The 14868-nt window shown below is 69.8% G+C and carries 15 protein-coding genes and 1 pseudogene; 5 read left to right on the forward strand and 11 right to left on the reverse strand.

Annotated features, from left to right (window positions below; genetic code table 11):
* The first annotated feature begins 4 nt into the window (after window positions 1-4).
* Window positions 5-976 (forward strand): prolyl aminopeptidase, encoded by a 972-nt coding sequence (pip, locus tag ACIBHX_RS27105; RefSeq protein ID WP_397070058.1) that lies wholly within the window; start codon window positions 5-7, stop codon window positions 974-976.
* Here the strand turns inward: pip and ACIBHX_RS27110 are convergent.
* Both ACIBHX_RS27110 and ACIBHX_RS27115 read right to left on the reverse strand, forming a co-directional pair.
* Window positions 939-1475 carry a phosphatase PAP2 family protein gene (locus ACIBHX_RS27110; RefSeq protein ID WP_397070059.1) on the reverse strand — a complete coding sequence of 179 codons (537 nt, stop codon included), beginning with the start codon at window positions 1473-1475 and terminating at the stop codon, window positions 939-941. The genes pip and ACIBHX_RS27110 overlap by 38 nt on opposite strands.
* A gap of 46 nt (window positions 1476-1521) precedes the next feature.
* Complete coding sequence (locus ACIBHX_RS27115) at window positions 1522-1830, reverse strand: hypothetical protein (protein WP_397070060.1); 309 nt, start codon at window positions 1828-1830, stop codon at window positions 1522-1524.
* Between the two features lie 76 nt (window positions 1831-1906).
* Between ACIBHX_RS27115 and ACIBHX_RS27120 the strand changes: the two genes are divergently transcribed.
* Window positions 1907-2701, forward strand: a complete 795-nt coding sequence (locus ACIBHX_RS27120; RefSeq protein ID WP_397070061.1) for a universal stress protein — start codon at window positions 1907-1909, stop codon at window positions 2699-2701.
* 7 nt (window positions 2702-2708) lie between these two features.
* On the opposite strand, the gene ACIBHX_RS27125 is transcribed toward ACIBHX_RS27120, so the two are convergent.
* Together ACIBHX_RS27125 and ACIBHX_RS27130 are read right to left on the reverse strand one after the other, a co-directional pair.
* Window positions 2709-4037 carry an MGH1-like glycoside hydrolase domain-containing protein gene (locus ACIBHX_RS27125; RefSeq protein ID WP_397070062.1) on the reverse strand — a complete coding sequence of 443 codons (1329 nt, stop codon included), beginning with the start codon at window positions 4035-4037 and terminating at the stop codon, window positions 2709-2711.
* Window positions 4034-4819: a sugar phosphate isomerase/epimerase family protein gene (locus tag ACIBHX_RS27130; protein WP_397070063.1), complete on the reverse strand. Its 786-nt coding sequence runs from the start codon at window positions 4817-4819 to the stop codon at window positions 4034-4036. The genes ACIBHX_RS27125 and ACIBHX_RS27130 overlap by 4 nt, the downstream gene beginning before the upstream one ends.
* Before the next feature lie 404 nt (window positions 4820-5223).
* Here ACIBHX_RS27130 and ACIBHX_RS27135 point away from each other — a divergent pair.
* A pseudogene (locus tag ACIBHX_RS27135) lies at window positions 5224-5364 on the forward strand (RNA-guided endonuclease TnpB family protein); the annotation flags it as partial.
* A gap of 36 nt (window positions 5365-5400) precedes the next feature.
* On the opposite strand, the gene ACIBHX_RS27140 reads toward ACIBHX_RS27135, so the two are convergent.
* Window positions 5401-6150: a helical backbone metal receptor gene (locus tag ACIBHX_RS27140; protein ID WP_397070064.1), complete on the reverse strand. Its 750-nt coding sequence runs from the start codon at window positions 6148-6150 to the stop codon at window positions 5401-5403.
* A 59-nt stretch (window positions 6151-6209) separates the two neighbouring features.
* On the opposite strand from ACIBHX_RS27140, the gene ACIBHX_RS27145 reads away from it, so the two are divergent.
* On the forward strand, window positions 6210-6998 hold the full coding sequence (locus tag ACIBHX_RS27145) for an SAM-dependent methyltransferase (RefSeq protein ID WP_397070065.1): 789 nt from the start codon (window positions 6210-6212) through the stop codon (window positions 6996-6998).
* Between the two features lie 46 nt (window positions 6999-7044).
* Window positions 7045-7746 (forward strand): flavodoxin family protein, encoded by a 702-nt coding sequence (locus ACIBHX_RS27150; RefSeq protein ID WP_397070066.1) that lies wholly within the window; start codon window positions 7045-7047, stop codon window positions 7744-7746.
* A 3-nt stretch (window positions 7747-7749) separates the two neighbouring features.
* On the opposite strand, the gene ACIBHX_RS27155 is transcribed toward ACIBHX_RS27150, so the two are convergent.
* From ACIBHX_RS27155 to ACIBHX_RS27180, 6 genes are all read right to left on the reverse strand, one after another.
* Window positions 7750-8361, reverse strand: coding sequence for a class I SAM-dependent methyltransferase (locus tag ACIBHX_RS27155; RefSeq protein WP_397070067.1), 612 nt, complete (start codon window positions 8359-8361; stop codon window positions 7750-7752).
* Window positions 8362-8401: 40 nt separating this feature from the next.
* Window positions 8402-9034: a TIGR04282 family arsenosugar biosynthesis glycosyltransferase gene (locus tag ACIBHX_RS27160; RefSeq protein WP_397070068.1), complete on the reverse strand. Its 633-nt coding sequence runs from the start codon at window positions 9032-9034 to the stop codon at window positions 8402-8404.
* A 48-nt stretch (window positions 9035-9082) separates the two neighbouring features.
* Window positions 9083-9583 (reverse strand): thiol peroxidase, encoded by a 501-nt coding sequence (tpx, locus tag ACIBHX_RS27165; protein WP_397070069.1) that lies wholly within the window; start codon window positions 9581-9583, stop codon window positions 9083-9085.
* Between the two features lie 20 nt (window positions 9584-9603).
* Window positions 9604-12834, reverse strand: a complete 3231-nt coding sequence (gene icmF, locus ACIBHX_RS27170; protein WP_397070070.1) for a fused isobutyryl-CoA mutase/GTPase IcmF — start codon at window positions 12832-12834, stop codon at window positions 9604-9606.
* 106 nt (window positions 12835-12940) lie between these two features.
* A complete protein-coding gene (locus ACIBHX_RS27175; protein WP_397070072.1) occupies window positions 12941-13927 on the reverse strand; it encodes a CHAP domain-containing protein in 987 nt (328 codons plus the stop codon).
* 169 nt (window positions 13928-14096) lie between these two features.
* The gene (locus ACIBHX_RS27180) at window positions 14097-14867 is read right to left on the reverse strand and encodes a PP2C family protein-serine/threonine phosphatase (protein WP_397070073.1); all 771 of its coding nucleotides are present in this window, start codon (window positions 14865-14867) and stop codon (window positions 14097-14099) included.
* Window position 14868: the final 1 nt, after the last annotated feature.

Below are 14868 nucleotides of genomic sequence, written 5' to 3' on the forward strand. Positions count from 1 at the left end.
CGATATGCGAACCCTGTACCCGCCCATCGAACCGTACGACTCCGGCCTGCTCGACGTGGGCGACGGCAACCAGATCTACTGGGAGGTGTGCGGGAACCCCGAGGGGAAGCCGGCGGTCATGCTCCACGGCGGCCCCGGCGGCGGTTGCTCGACCAAGCACCGTAGCCAGTGGAACCCGGAGCTGTACCGGATCGTCCTGTTCGACCAGCGCAACTGCGGCCGCAGCCTGCCGCACGCGAGCGACCCGGCGACCTCGCTGGCGGCCAACACCACCTGGAACCTGGTGGCGGACATGGAGAAGCTGCGCGAGCACCTGGGGATCGATCGGTGGCAGGTGTTCGGCGGCTCGTGGGGCAGCGCGCTCGCGCTGGCCTACGCGCAGACGCATCCGGAGCGCACGACGGAGCTGGTGCTGCGCGGCATCTTCACGCTGCGCCCGCACGAGCTGCACTGGTTCTACCAGGAGGGCGCCAACTTCCTGTTCCCCGACCTGTGGGAGGGGTATCTCGCCCCCATCCCCGCCGATGAGCGGGACGACCTGATGGCGGCCTACCGCAGGCGGCTGGAGGGCGAGGACCAGGAGGCCAGGCTGGCGGCGGCCAAGGCGTGGGCACAGTGGGAGGGCGGCGCGATCACGCTGCTGCCCGACCCCGAGCTGGTGGCCGAGTTCGGCGAGGACAAGATGGCGCTGGCCTTCTCCCGGATCGAGAACCACTTCTTCGCGCACCTCGGCTGGTTCGAGCCCGACCAGCTCATCAGGAACGTCGACAGGATCAGGCACATCCCCGCGGTGATCGTGCAGGGCCGCTACGACGCGTGCACCCCGATGACCACCGCCTGGGACCTGCACAGGGCCTGGCCGGAGGCGGACTTCCAGGTGGTGCACGACGCCGGGCACGCGTCCACGGAGCCGGGGATCGTGGACCGGCTCGTCGCGGCTACGGACGGCTACGCGCGAGCCGTACCACAGGAGTGACGGCACCCACCGCGAGCAGCGTGAACAGCGGCGCGAGCACGAGCCCCAGCAGGAAGCCGCCTGCCACGTCGTGCGGGTAGTGCACTCCGACGAACACCCGTGAGAACGCCATCAGCACCGCCAGCGGCACCGCCACCCAGGCGAGCGCGCGCCAGGCCAGGACGAGGGCACCCGCGGCGCCGGCGGCGATCACCGAGTGGTTACTCGGGAACGACCAGTCGCCGGCGGGCGGGCAGGCCGCGATCGTGGTGATGCCGCGGCACGGCCGGCCCTCCCTGACGAACGTCTTGACGACCTCGCTGACCGCGTAGGCGAAGACGACGCCGACCGGCCCGGCGACGGCGATCGCCAGGTCGCGGGCGGGCGCCCGGCGCAGCCGCCACCAGGTCAGCGCGAACAGCGCGGCGAAGACGAACAGCCCCGCGTCGGTGCCGATCTCGGCCAGCGAGCGCAGCCAGGCGGGGGTGGTCAGGGAGAAGTCGACGATGTCGCGGTACACACGTGTCCAATCGGTTAACAGGCGATGGACACGACCTTAAGAGCTATCAGGACGATCCGAGGACCAGTCGGTCCAGGTCGAGCCGGCGCTGCCGCCACTCGCCCTCGGTGATGAGGCCGCGGTCGAAGGCCTCGGTGGTGGAGTCCCGCGCGGCGACGTAGTACGCGGCCATGATCTCGCTGCGGAGCGGCGTGAACCCACGCTCCACGCAGTCGGAGAAGACGCTGACCTTCTGCTCGACCGTCTCCGGTGGGACGGTACAGGCGAGGTCGCGGGTCTTGAGATGCTTTACGGCTTCTGCCAGGGTGATCCGGCCGAGGGAACCATTGAACTCGGTGTCAAGCGTGATCTTCACTCTCTAGCGCCTCCAAAAGATCAGAACGCACGAAAATCGCCGCGTATTCCCAGTTCACAGCGGGTAGGGAGGCAGCGTGATCGGTGAGCACGTGGTCGTCGGATACACCGACGACGAGGGTGGTCGGGACGCTCTGGCACTTGGTTCCGCGATCACGCGGATCACCGGCGGCGAGCTGACCGTGGCCACGATCTACCCGCCGGGCAGCCCGGGACTGGCGGTCGAGGCGCAGGCCAACCTGGCGCACGCGGCGATGGAGCTGGGCGACGTCCCGGCCGAGTACATGGCCTTCGAGAGCCGGGGCGTGGGCCGCGGCCTGTCGGTGCTGGCCAGCAGGATCAGGGCGGACCTGATCGTGGTGGGCTCCGCGCAGAGCGGGCAGCACGGGCGGATCTCCATCGGCAGCACCTCCGACCACCTGCTGCACCTGTCGTCGGAGGCCGTCATGCTGGCGCCGCGCGACCACGTTCCGGCCGAGGCGACCTCCCGGCTCACGCTGGCCTACGTGCACCGGCCGCAGTGCGACGAGGCGGTGGAGCGGGTGGCGCAGGCCGCGCTGCGGCTGGGCGTGCCGCTGCGGCTGATCACGCTGGACCTGCGCACGGAGGACCCCGGCCGGCTGGGCGACGACCTGGCGCTGGCCGTACGGCTGGCCTGGGAGACCACCGGGATCGAGGCCGAGTCGGAGATCGCCGAGGGGCACGACGTGGCGGCGGCGATCGAGGGCATCGAGTGGCTGCCCGGCGAACTGCTGGTGTGCGCGGCCAGCGAGGACGCGCAGCCGCACCGGGTGTTCCTGGGCGAGCTGGCGATGAAGGTGCTGCGCGCGTCCGCCTGCCCGGTCACGGTGCTGCCACGGGGCTTCTCCTAGCCACGCCCTACGCGAGCACGTGATCACCGATCTCGCCGGGTTCGCCGATGCCCCCGGTCTCCTGGCGGATCTGGCCGCCGGCCGCCGGCACACCGTTCAGGCCGTGCTCCGCGATCACGTCGAGGACGAGGGCGGCTGACCAGCTGAAGTCGGCGCACCCGTGCCCGTGCAGCGTGAACGGGTCGAAGTACTCGCGGAAGCCCGACCGCGACACCGCCGCGATCATGCCGTCCGCCAGGACGTCGGCCAGGTCGGGACGGCGGTGCCGCAGGCCCTGCCAGACCAGCCAGGTCAGATTGATCCAGCTCGGCCCGCGCCAGTAACGCGCCGGGTCGAACTCGGGGGCGCCGGGCGCGTAGCTGGGCAGTGTCCCCTGTTTGATCCCGAAGCGGTCGAGCGCGCTGCCGATCAGCGCGTTGGCCAGGTCGCGCGGCAGGTCGGGCAGCATCAGCGGCACCAGCCCCGCCGCGCTGTGCGAGCGGAGCAGGATCCCGCTGCGGGCGTCACGGGCGTGGAAGAGGCCGTCGTCGTAGAGGTGCTCGACCATCGCCGCGGTGATCGCGGCGGCCGCCTGGTGGTGCGGCTCGGGGTCGAGCCCGCACGCCTTGGCGATCTTGGCCAGCGTCACCTCCGCCACCCCGTAGGCCGCGTTGAACAGCGGGTCCTCCACGCAGAACGCGCCCGCCCTGCGGTAGCCGGTGTCGCGGTAGGCGCGGGCGAGCGCGATGTAGCGCGCGTAGTCCTGGTCGGTCGGGCGCTCGTCGGCGCTGACATGGCCCAGGTCGCGACGGGAGGCCCCGGCGGGTCCCGGCTCGACGGAGGCGAGCGGGGTGTCCCAGGCCGGGCTGTTGTCCATGCCCGACTCCCAGGGGTGGACGATGTGGATCAGGCCCTGCTCGGATCCGCGTGCCGTACGCAGGAAGTGCTGCTGGGCGACCAGGCGAGGATAGATCCGGCGCAGGAACCCGGAGTCGGGGTCGGCCAGGTGGACCCGCCAGGCGGCCAGCGCGTGCACCGGCGGCTGCACGATGCCCGAGGTGGCCGAGCCGGACGGGGCGCGCACGTCCCAGAACTCGGGCCCGGGGAAGTAGGAGCCGTCCTGAATCTCGGGGTTGAAAGCGATGTGCGGCACCCGGCCGTCACGCCACTGCGAGCCGAACAGGCTCAGCAGCTCCGACCTGGCCCGGCGCGGCGACCAGCGGGCGCTGCCGATCGCCACGAACGCCGAGTCCCAGCTCCACTGGTGGGGGTACAGCCGCCTGGACGGGACGGTGTAGCTGCGGTCCCAGTTGGCGACGAGGACTCGGACAGCACGCTGTCCGAGGTGCCCGATCATAGGAATTTCCTGATGAAGGTCGCGGTCTGGGGCAGGACAATCTCGGGTTCGCCGCGCAGGCGGCACTCCAGTGCCAGGTAGCCGTCGTAGCCGATGGCGTCCAGCGTGGCCAGCTGCGCCGCCCAGTCGAGGTGACCGGTGCCCGGCTGGTTCCGGTTGGACTCGCTGACCTGCATGTGCGCCAGGTACGGTGCGGCCTCCGCCAGCGAGCGGCAGGGATCGTCCTCCTCGAGGCTCATGTGGTAGGTGTCGCCGACGACCCTGATCGAGTCCATCGAGCAGTACGAGACGGCCTCGGCCAGCGTGTTGACCATGTGGTCCTCGTAGCGGTTGAGCGGCTCCAGCATGATCAGCACGCCGCAGCGCTGGGCGTGCTCCCCCAGCGTCACCAGGGCTTCGGCGAGCACCTCGCGGTCCTCCCGCGGCGCGCGCGGCGGTTCGAACGGCGGCAGGCGGCGCGAGAACTGCCCCCAGGAGGCGGGCGTCATCACGCCGATCCCGCCCAGCTCGCCGATCACCGTCAGCTGCGATCTGAGCTGCTGGATCGCGTCCGTGCGCCTGGCCGGGTCGAAGTCGCCGATGAAGTGCGGCATGTCCACGCAGACGGTCGGCATCACCACGCCGTCGGCCAGCGCCCGTTTCAGCTCGGTCAGCCGGTTGGCGAACTGGAAGTCGCCCTTCCCGCGCAGCTCGATCGCGTCGAACCCGGCGTCGACGGCGAAGACGAACTTCTCCTGCAGCGTCCTGCCGGGCAGCAGCTGTTCCTGTACGGCGAGCCTCATCATTCCTCCTGAAATCCGAAGACGAGCTGGAGAACCTCGGCGGGGCGCGGCGGGTCCGTTACGTCGGGCGCGGCGCCCGCGGAGACGCCCGCACAACACGCTCAAGTCCACGATTTGCCGGAATTCGAAGCGCTCGAAGTGACCGGGTGGCCCTCTACGGATGACCGAAATCACATCAGGATAGATCGGTTCGACGACGCCGAATGCCGCCGCGTCGGGCGAATCTTCACGGAGACCGGACTCACGCTTTCCTCGATCGCCTACTACGCGAACAATCTGCACCCTGAGCAAGGGCCACAGGTGAACGCGCACGTCAAACGCCTTACGGCGCCCACCTGGTCGCGCTGGGCATCGATCCGGTCGCGGCCTGCCGTACATTTCGGGACATTTTCATCTACACGCTGGAAGGCCGGAAGGTGTCCTATGTGGAATCTTCGGCGACGCTCACCCAATGGAAGAAGACCGAGGAATTCGCCTTCCTGAACGAGGTTTCCAGCGTCCCGTTGCAGCAGGCGCTCCGACACCTGCAAGCGGGCTTCGCTTCGCCGCCTTACGGGAGAGGGCCTTACGGGAGAGAGGAGTTAGGTCTGGAGGGCGCGGGTGAGGGTGGGGTGGGCGGTGGTGAGGGACGGGCCGTACCAGGTGAGGAGGCGGCCGCTGACCAGTGCGCACGGGAGGCCGGGGAAGGCCTCGGGGCCGTCGTCCGGGGTGAAGCGGTACGGCTCGTCCGGCAGGACGACCAGGTCGGGCGCGCTCGCCACGAGGTCGGGCAGCGGGATCTTGGGGTAGCGCTCGGCGTGGCCTTCGTGGAGGTTGTCCACACCGAGGCGTCGCAGCACATCGCCGGTGAACGTGTCGCGGCCGACCACCATCCAGGGGCGCCGCCAGATGGGGATGATCGCCGTGCGCCGCGGACCGTGCCACGGCTCGCGCCAGGCGGCCTGGGCCTCGTCGAGCCACGCCGGTCGGGGCGCCCGGCAGGCGATGCGGAGCATGCGGTCCAGCGAGGTGAAGGCCTCGTCCACGGTCCGGATGCGCGTGACCCACACCGGTATCCCGGCCTCGCGGAGCGCGTCGAGGTCGGGGACGCGGTTCTCCTCCTCGTTGGCGAGCACGACATCCGGTTTGAGGTCCTTGATGGCGTCCAGGTCCGGGTTCTTGGTGCCGCGGACGCGGGTGACGGACAGGTCGGCCGGGTGGGTGCACCAGTCCGTGGCGCCGACGAGGGCCTCGGGGAGGGTGGCGGCCACGGACTCGGTGAGGGAGGGGACGAGGGAGACGATTCGCTCGACGTGGGTGGGTAGAGGTACCGGATTGCCGAGGTCGTCCATGGATCCAGTATCCCGCTTGACCATATGATTCCGGGCTAAAGATCAGATCGGGGGATCGATTGGAAACACGGGGTTTCGATCCGAACACGCCCAACGTCGCGCGGCTCTACGACTACTACCTAGGCGGCAAGGACCACTTCCCCGCCGATCGGGAGGCCGCAGACCGGCTGCTGCGCGTGGCGCCCGAGGTCCGTGCCGCGGCCCGGGCGAACCGCGCCTTCCTCGGACGAGCCATACGATTCCTCGGCCAGGCCGGCATCACGCAGTTCCTGGACATCGGGACCGGGCTCCCCACCCGCCAGAACGTGCACGAGATCGCCCCGCCCGGCTCCCGCGTGGTCTACGTCGACCGTGACCCCGTGGTGCTCGTCCACGCCCGCGCGCTGCTGTCGGGCCACGGCCACACCACGATCGTCCCCGGCGACCTGCGCAGACCCCACGAGATCCTCCACAATCCGGACGTACGGCAGGCCATCGACTTCACCCGTCCCGTGGGGGTCCTGCTGGCGGCCATCATGCACTTCGTCGCGGAAACCGAGGGTCCGGACAGGATCCTGGCCACCCTGCGCAAGGCGATGGCGCCGGGCAGCTACCTCGTCATGTCCCACGGCACCAGCGACGCCCGGCCGGAGGTGGTCCGCAAGGGCGTCGAGGTGTATCGGACGGCCACCTCTCCCCTCACCCTGCGCAGCCGCCGCCGGATCGCCCAGCTCTTCTCCGGCTTCGACCTGGTGGATCCCGGCCTGGTGTGGCTCCCGCAGTGGCACCCCGACGACACCACCACGGTCGACTTCGGCCCCACCCCCGAGTCCTCCCTCCTCCTCTGCGCCGTTGGCCGGAAGCGGTAAGCCTCATGTAATGGCTTTGTCGCTCTCGGGATTGTTGGATCGTGCCATGACCTACGACGACCTGCGTGCGCTGATCATCAACTGCACGCTCAAGAAGAGCCCGGAGCGCAGCCACACTCAGGGGCTGATCGACCGCAGCGTCCACCTCATGCGGGAGCAGGGCGTGCAGGTGGAGCAGCTGCGCGCGGTCGACCACGACATCGCCACCGGCGTGTGGCCCGACATGACGGAGCACGGCTGGGCCACCGACGAGTGGCCGGCGATCTACGAGCGGGTGCTGGCCGCCGACATCCTGGTCCTGGCGGGGCCCATCTGGCTGGGTGACAACAGCTCCGTCACCAAGCGGGTCATCGAGCGGCTCTACGCGTGCTCGAGCCTGCTCAACGACGCCGGGCAGTACGCCTACTACGGGCGCGTCGGCGGGTGTCTCATCACCGGGAACGAGGACGGCGTCAAGCACTGCGCCATGAACGTGCTCTACAGCCTGCAGCATCTCGGCTATACGATCCCGCCCCAGGCGGACGCCGGCTGGATCGGCGAGGCGGGACCCGGACCTTCCTACCTCGATCCCGGCTCGGGCGGCCCCACCAACGACTTCACCAACCGCAACACCACCTTCATGACGTGGAACCTGATGCACCTGGCGCGCCTGCTCAAGGACGCGGGCGGCATCCCGGCCCACGGTAACCAGCGCTCACTCTGGGATGCAGGGTGCCGCTTCGACTCCCCCAACCCCGAACACCGCTGACCGTCAGCGGAGGTGGGCCAGCCAGCGGGAGTTGTGGGGGTGGCAGTGGGTGAGGGCGAAGCCTGTGTCGGTGGCCAGGCGGGGGATGTCGGTGGCCGAGACCGTGGCCCAGGGGAACCAGGGGCCCGTTGAGGTGGCGTGGCGGAGGCGGACCTGGTCGACTCGGCTGGGGGTGGTGGGCGGGGCGAGTTCGACGATGACGAGGGCGCCGGGGCGGGCCAGTTGTTTGACCCGGCGGAGGAGGGCTCGGGGGTGGCCGCCGATGCCGATGTTGCCGTCCGCCAGGAGGATGGTGGACCAGCGGCCCGTACCGGGGATCTCGGCGAAGACATCGCGGATCAGGGCGAATCCTCCCGCCAGCCGGGTCAGGTGTACGGCGTGCGGCGTGATGTCGATGCCGAGCGCCGGGACGCCGCGCCGGGTGAGCGCCACGGTGAGGCGGCCGGGACCGGAGCCGATGTCGAGCGTGGGGCCCGTGCAGTGCCGCAGGATCGCCTCGTCCCCAGGGATCGGGGTGAACCATTGGGCGGCCTCGAGCGGGACGACGTCGCCGTTCACGTACTCGATCTCGACCGCCGCCCCAGCGAGCGCGTCCCCGTAGATCTCCCCGATCACCGCCCCACCGCTTCCGGGCGGGGCACGTAGAGATTGCCGGTCATCGGTGCGCGGCTTCCAGGGGGGCTGTGAGGCTGCGTAGGGTCGCTGTGAAGCGGGAGTCGGGAGCGTGGGATGCCACGTGGAAGGCGTCGGCGGCCGTGTCGACGTCCGTGAGGGTCGGGAGGCGGTGGACGTCGAGGCCCGCCTCGACCAGCCGGGCGAGCTGCAGCGCCCCCGTGTCCGCCCGTGACATGGGCACCCCGAGCACCAGCCGAGGATCCGGCCGGCGGAACCCGAGGAGCCAGAAGCCGCCGTCCGTGGCAGGGCCGAGGACCGCGTCGCAGCGGGTGAGAGCGTCCGCCGCGGAGTGCAGCAGTCCGGGGGTGACCTGCGGGGTGTCCATCCCGATGAGCACCAGGGGCCCGGCCTGCAGCCGGGAGGCGTCGGCGAAGGCCCAGGCGAGCCGCTCGTCCAGCCCGTCGCCGCGCTGCGGGATCACCGTGAAACCCGGCGGAAGCCACATCCCCGGCAACCCCTCCAGGGCCAGCACGCCGGTGCCCACAGCGCAGAGCGTGTCGGAGAGGGCGGCCTCCGCCAGCCGCGCCGCCTGGGCCGGCGTGAACGGCGGAGTCAGCCGCGTCTTGACGCGCCCCGGCACCGGCTCCTTGGCGATGACGACGAACTGTGTCATGTCATCTGACCCTAGATCCGAATGCCGGGGTCAACCCTTACAAGGTCGTTACCGCAGCGCCTTGAGCGCGGCCTCGTAGTCGGGCTCCTGGGCGATCTCCGGAACCAGCTCGGAGTGGACGACCTTGTTGTCGCCGTCGAGCACGACCACGGCCCGCGCGGCGAGGCCGGCCATCGGCCCCGTCTCCTGGGCCACACCGTACTCGGTGAGGAACTCGCTGCCGCGCATCGTCGACAGCGTGACGACGTTGTCCAGGCCCTCGGCGCCGCAGAAGCGGTTCTGCGCGAACGGCAGGTCGGCCGAGACGCACAGCACGACGGCCTCGGGGTGCTCGGAGGCGACCTCGTTGAAGCGGCGCACCGAGGCGGCGCACACGCCGGTGTCGATGCTCGGGAAGATGTTGAGCACCTTCTGCTGACCGCCGAAGTCGGCCAGGGTGACGTCGGAGAGGTCCTTGCCCACGAGGGAGAAGGCCGGCGCGGCGTCACCCGGCTGGAGGAAGGTGCCGCCCACGGTGACCGGGTTGCCCTTGAGGGTGATGGTAGACATGCGATCGATCCTATCGAGGGCTACACGTTGCGCCGGTACTGGCCACCGGCCTCGAACAGGGCCTCGGTGATCTGCCCGAGCGAGCAGACGCGGGCCGCGTCCATGAGCACCTCGAAGGCGTTCTCCTGTGACATCGCGGCGGCGCGCAGCCTGGCCAGTGCCTCGGGCGCCTCGGTGCGGTGCCGCTCGTGGAAGTCGTGCAGCCGCCGCAGCTGCGACTGCTTCTCGTCCTCGGTGCCGCGGGCCAGCTCGGGGGTCTTGGACGTGCCCTCGTCGCCGTTCCTGAAGGTGTTCACGCCGATGATCGGCAGCGAGCCGTCGTGCTTGCGGGTCTCGTAGAGCATCGACTCGTCCTGGATCTTGCCGCGCTGGTAGCCGGTCTCCATCGCGCCGAGCACGCCGCCGCGGTCCGACAGCCGCTCGAACTCCTGCAGCACGGCCTCTTCGACGAGATCGGTCAGCTCGTCGATGATGAACGAGCCCTGCAGCGGGTTCTCGTTGCGTGCCAGGCCCCACTCGCGGTTGATGATCAGCTGGATGGCCATGGCCCGCCGTACGGACTGCGCGGAGGGCGTCGTGACGGCCTCGTCGTAGGCGTTGGTGTGCAGGCTGTTGCAGTTGTCGTAGATCGCGATGAGGGCCTGCAGCGTGGTGCGGATGTCGTTGAAGTCCATCTCCTGGGCGTGCAGCGAGCGGCCGGAGGTCTGGATGTGGTACTTGAGCTTCTGTGCCCGCTCCGCCGCGCCGTACTTCTCGCGCAGCGCGACCGCCCAGATCCGGCGTGCGACGCGGCCGAGCACGCTGTACTCGGGGTCCATGCCGTTGGAGAAGAAGAACGACAGGTTGGGCGCGAAGTCGTCGATCTTCATGCCACGCGCCAGGTACGCCTCGACGTAGGTGAACCCGTTGGCCAGCGTGAAGGCCAGCTGGCTGATCGGGTTCGCGCCCGCCTCGGCGATGTGGTAGCCGGAGATCGACACCGAGTAGAAGTTCCGCACCCGGTTCCTGATGAACCATTCCTGGATGTCGGCCATCATGCGCAGCGAGAACTCGGTGGAGAAGATGCAGGTGTTCTGCCCCTGGTCCTCCTTGAGGATGTCCGCCTGGACCGTCCCCCTGACGGTGGCCAGGGTCCTGGCGCGCAGCTCGCGCTCCTCCTCCTCGTACGGCGGGCGGCCGTGCTCCGTGGTGAACCGCTCGACGGCCTGGTCGACGGCGGCGTTGAGGAAGAACGCCAGGATCGTGGGCGCCGGCCCGTTGATCGTCATCGAGACCGAGGTGTTCGGCGCCTGGAGGTCGAACCCGTCGTAGAGGACCTTCATGTCGTCGAGCGTCGCGATCGAGACCCCGCTGGTGCCGACCTTCCCGTAGATGTCGGGGCGGACGTCGGGGTCGTGGCCGTACAGCGTCACCGAGTCGAAGGCCGTCGACAGCCGGGTGGCGGGCTGCCCCTCCGACAGCAGCTTGAAGCGCCTGTTCGTGCGGAACGGGTCGCCCTCCCCGGCGAACATCCGGGTCGGGTCCTCGTCGTCCCGCTTGAAGGAGAACACCCCGGCCGTGAACGGGAACCGGCCGGGCAGGTTCTCAGCGCGCAGGAACCGCAGCAGCTCCCCGTGGTCCTCGAAGCGCGGCAGCGCCACCCGCGGGATCCGGTTACCTGACAGGGTCTCGCGCCACAGCGGAGTGTGGATCTCCTTGTCGCGCACCTTCACGACGAGCTCGTCGGCCGAGTACTGCTCCTTGACCGACGGCCACTCGTCGAGCAGGTGCCTGCTCTCCTGTGTCAGCTCGCGGTCGGCCTGCTCGGCCAGCTCCGCGAGACGGGCCGCGGTGGCGTCACCGGCTTCGCCGGCGGCCTCGCCCGGGGCGGCCAGCAACTGCCTGACGGCGGCGAGCTGCTGGCGGCGGCGGGCCAGCTCGGACTGCTCCAGCGTCTCGGCGTGGTAGGCGCGTACCGACTCGGCGATCTCCGCCAGGTAGCGGACGCGGGCGGGCGGCACGATGGCCGCGCCCGCCTTCGACGTGCGCCCCTCGACCTGCGTGAGCAGCCCGGGCCCCACCGGCATGCCCTTGTCCACCAGAACCCCCTTGAGGTGGTGGTACAGCGCCGTCACCCCGGCGTCGTTGTAGCGGGCCGCGATCGTGCCGAAGACCGGCATGTCATCCGGCTTGACGCCGAACGCCTCGCGGTTGCGCACGAGCTGGCGGCGCACGTCGCGCAGCGCGTCCTCGGCCCCGCGGCGCTCGAACTTGTTGATCGCCACGGCCTCGGCGAAGTCGAGCATGTCGATCTTCTCCAGTTGCGAGGCCGCGCCGAACTCCGGCGTCATCACGTAGATGGGCACGTCCACGTGCGGCACGATGCCCGCGTCGCCCTGCCCGATGCCCGGCGTCTCCACGACCACCAGGTCGTAGCCGGCCGCGCGGAGGGCCGTGATCACGTCGTCCAGGCAGGCCGGCACCTCGTTGGCCGCGCCCCTGGTGGCCAGCGAGCGGAAGTAGGTCTGCCCGCTCAGGCTGTTCATCCGGATCCGGTCGCCGAGCAGCGCTCCCCCGCCACGCCTGCGCGTCGGGTCGATGGCCACGATCGCGATGCGCAGCTTGTCGTCGTTGTCCACGCGCAGCCTGCGTACCAGCTCGTCGGTCAGCGACGACTTGCCCGACCCGCCGGTGCCGGTGATGCCCAGCACGGGTGCCGTACGGCTGGCCGTATGAAGCCCCTCGAGGAGGGAGTCGGAGGCGCGGCCCGACTCGATCAGCGTGATGGCGCGGGCCAGCGCGGCCTGGTCGCCGGAGACCACGGCCTCGACCGACGGCTCGCCGGTCAGCTCGTGGTCGCACTCCTCGATCAGCTTGTTGATCATGCCGGGGAGCCCGAGCCGCTGGCCGTCCTCGGGAGAGAAGATCCGGGTCACGCCCCGCTCGTGGAGCAGGTCGATCTCGTCCTGGACGATGACGCCGCCGCCACCGCCGTACACCTTGACGTGGCCGGCGCCGCGCTCGCGCAGCAGCTCGACCAGGTAGGAGAAGAACTCGACGTGCCCGCCCTGGTAGGAGCTGATGGCCACGCCCTGGACGTCCTCCTGGATGGCCGCGGTGACGACGTCGTCGACGGAGCGGTTGTGGCCGAGATGGATCACCTCGGCGCCTTGCGACTGCAGGATCCGCCGCATGATGTTGATCGCCGCGTCATGGCCGTCGAACAGGGCCGCGGCGGTCACGAAACGAACGGGATGCGCCGGAACGTGCACGCCAGATCACTCCTTTGTGAGGGGCTTCCCTTCCGAAGGTACTAGGAAGTCCTACTAAATGGATAGTAGGACGTCCTAGCAATCCCCACGCCGGGGCAGCACCGAGTCAGGCGGGAGTGCGCTTCCTGGGTTTGGGCTCGTAGGGGCGCAGGCGCACGGGCTTGTCCTCGGGAGAACGTTCCAGGTAAGGCAGGAAACGGCCGGTGTCGTCGATCTCCCGGTCCGTCCGGAGGCTGGAGCGGTGGATGCCGGACGGCGTGGCGTGCACGCGCTCGACCCCGGGCATCGGGCTGCCGGTCCGCCGCACCTCGGGCTTGCGCACACCGGCCCGCTTCACCCCGGACGAGGCATCCGCCCGCTTCACCCCGGACGACCGCTTCACACCCGACGAGGGGGCACTGCGAGGCCGGGGGACGGCGGCGGGGGCGGGCTTGGCGGCGGCCCGGCTGAAGAAAGGCAGGAGGGCGAGCAGACCGCGGCGGTGGCGGCCGGAGGACCGGACCCACCTCATCGACAGCATCACGGTCAACAGGACCATCGTCGCTAACACGACCTGCGGGATCATCCCGAAGTCGAGCGACACCGGCCGCTCGGGCCGCGGCTGCGCCATCACGAAGGGCCGCTCGGTGGCCCGGATCCCGTCGGCGTCGAGGTAGGCCTTGACCAGGCGTGGCACGCCGTACCCGACGATCTTTCCCGTGTCGCGGGTCTTGGCCTTGAGCACCCCGCGGTCGATGTTGCCCTCAAGGGTGTGGATCTTGGAGCCCGACACGCTCTCGACGATGCCGACGTGGTCGATGCCCTGGTAGCTCTTGCCGCCGCTCCAGTCGAAGAAAACCAGCGCGCCCGGCTCGGGTTTGCTGGTCCAGGCGTGCATGGTCATGAACCACTTGGCGTGGGACGGCGTCCAGGCGAACTGGCCGACGTACTTTCCCACGCCCGCCCTGTCGGCGGCCCAGGCGATGAGCATGTCGCACCATGGGCCGTCCCGGTACTGCGTGTCCTGGACGCGCGTGGCGTACCACTGACCGAACTTGCTGAGTCCCCCGCCCTTCTCGCGATAGCCGAGCTCCGAGCGGATCTCCTTGAGCAACGCCTCCGCGATCGGGTCCAGGGCGACTCCTCCCGTAGGCCAAGCAGATCACGATGGACTGTAGTAGTACGATCGCGAATCCGCGCGCCACACCCGGAAAGTGTCTACATATCAGCTGAAATTTCGGCTTTGTGACTCCTGAGGCAGCTGAGGCTATCTACGATCCATGTTAGGAGCCCGCGCCCACCCTGTAGACCTTCGTGTCACCGTCACCCGGGGCCACCGCGTCGGCGACGATGACGGTCACGTTGTCCGGTGAACCGCCCTGATTGGCCAGGTCGATGAGACGCTGGACCGCGGCCGCCGGGTCTGCCACCGTGGTCAGGACCTCGTGCAGGGCCTCGGGGCCCAGCACCGCGGTGAGACCGTCGGAGCAGAGGAGGTAGCGATCATCGGGCTCAGCCTCGCGCAACGCCATGTCGGGCTCCGCCCTGCCCTCGCTGCCCAGCACCCGCAGCACCATCGACCGGCGGGGATGGACGGCCGCCTGATCCTCCGTGATCCGCCCTTCGTCCACCATCGACTGGACAAGTGTGTGATCCTTGGTCATCTGGTAAAGAGCGCCGTCGCGCAGCAGATATCCGCGGGAGTCACCGAGATGAGCCAGGGCGAAGCGGTAGCCGTCGAACAGCATGGCGGTCACCGTGGTCCCCATCCCCCTGCGCGCGGGGTCGATGTCGGCCAGCTCGACCAGCCGGCGCCCCGCCTCGTGCACCGCGCCCTCCAGCGCGACCTCCAGGTCGGCGCCCGTCTCGGGAAGCGTCCCATCCAGCTCACGCATGACTGCGATCGCCGCGGAGCTGGCCAGCTCCCCCGCCGCGTGCCCGCCCATCCCGTCCGCAACCACCAGAAGCCGGGCGCTCGCGTAGCCCGAGTCCTCGTTCTGCTCCCTGCGGCGGCCCACGTCTGATCCGGCGGCATAGCGGATGTTGTGCTTCATA

The sequence above is a fragment of the Nonomuraea sp. NPDC050536 genome (assembly GCF_044457685.1).
Taxonomy (GTDB): Bacteria; Actinomycetota; Actinomycetes; order Streptosporangiales; family Streptosporangiaceae; genus Nonomuraea.

Bases quoted from the DNA above. Each gene is read 5' to 3' on its own strand.
- pip (WP_397070058.1), top strand. From the start codon at position 5: ATGCGAACCCTGTACCCGCCCATCGAACCGTACGACTCCGGCCTGCTC.
- ACIBHX_RS27125 (WP_397070062.1), bottom strand. From the start codon at position 4,037: ATGATCGGGCACCTCGGACAGCGTGCTGTCCGAGTCCTCGTCGCCAAC.
- ACIBHX_RS27130 (WP_397070063.1), bottom strand. From the start codon at position 4,819: ATGAGGCTCGCCGTACAGGAACAGCTGCTGCCCGGCAGGACGCTGCAG.
- ACIBHX_RS27140 (WP_397070064.1), bottom strand. From the start codon at position 6,150: ATGGACGACCTCGGCAATCCGGTACCTCTACCCACCCACGTCGAGCGA.
- ACIBHX_RS27150 (WP_397070066.1), top strand. From the start codon at position 7,045: ATGACCTACGACGACCTGCGTGCGCTGATCATCAACTGCACGCTCAAG.
- ACIBHX_RS27160 (WP_397070068.1), bottom strand. From the start codon at position 9,034: ATGACACAGTTCGTCGTCATCGCCAAGGAGCCGGTGCCGGGGCGCGTC.
- tpx (WP_397070069.1), bottom strand. From the start codon at position 9,583: ATGTCTACCATCACCCTCAAGGGCAACCCGGTCACCGTGGGCGGCACC.
- ACIBHX_RS27180 (WP_397070073.1), bottom strand. From the start codon at position 14,867: ATGAAGCACAACATCCGCTATGCCGCCGGATCAGACGTGGGCCGCCGC.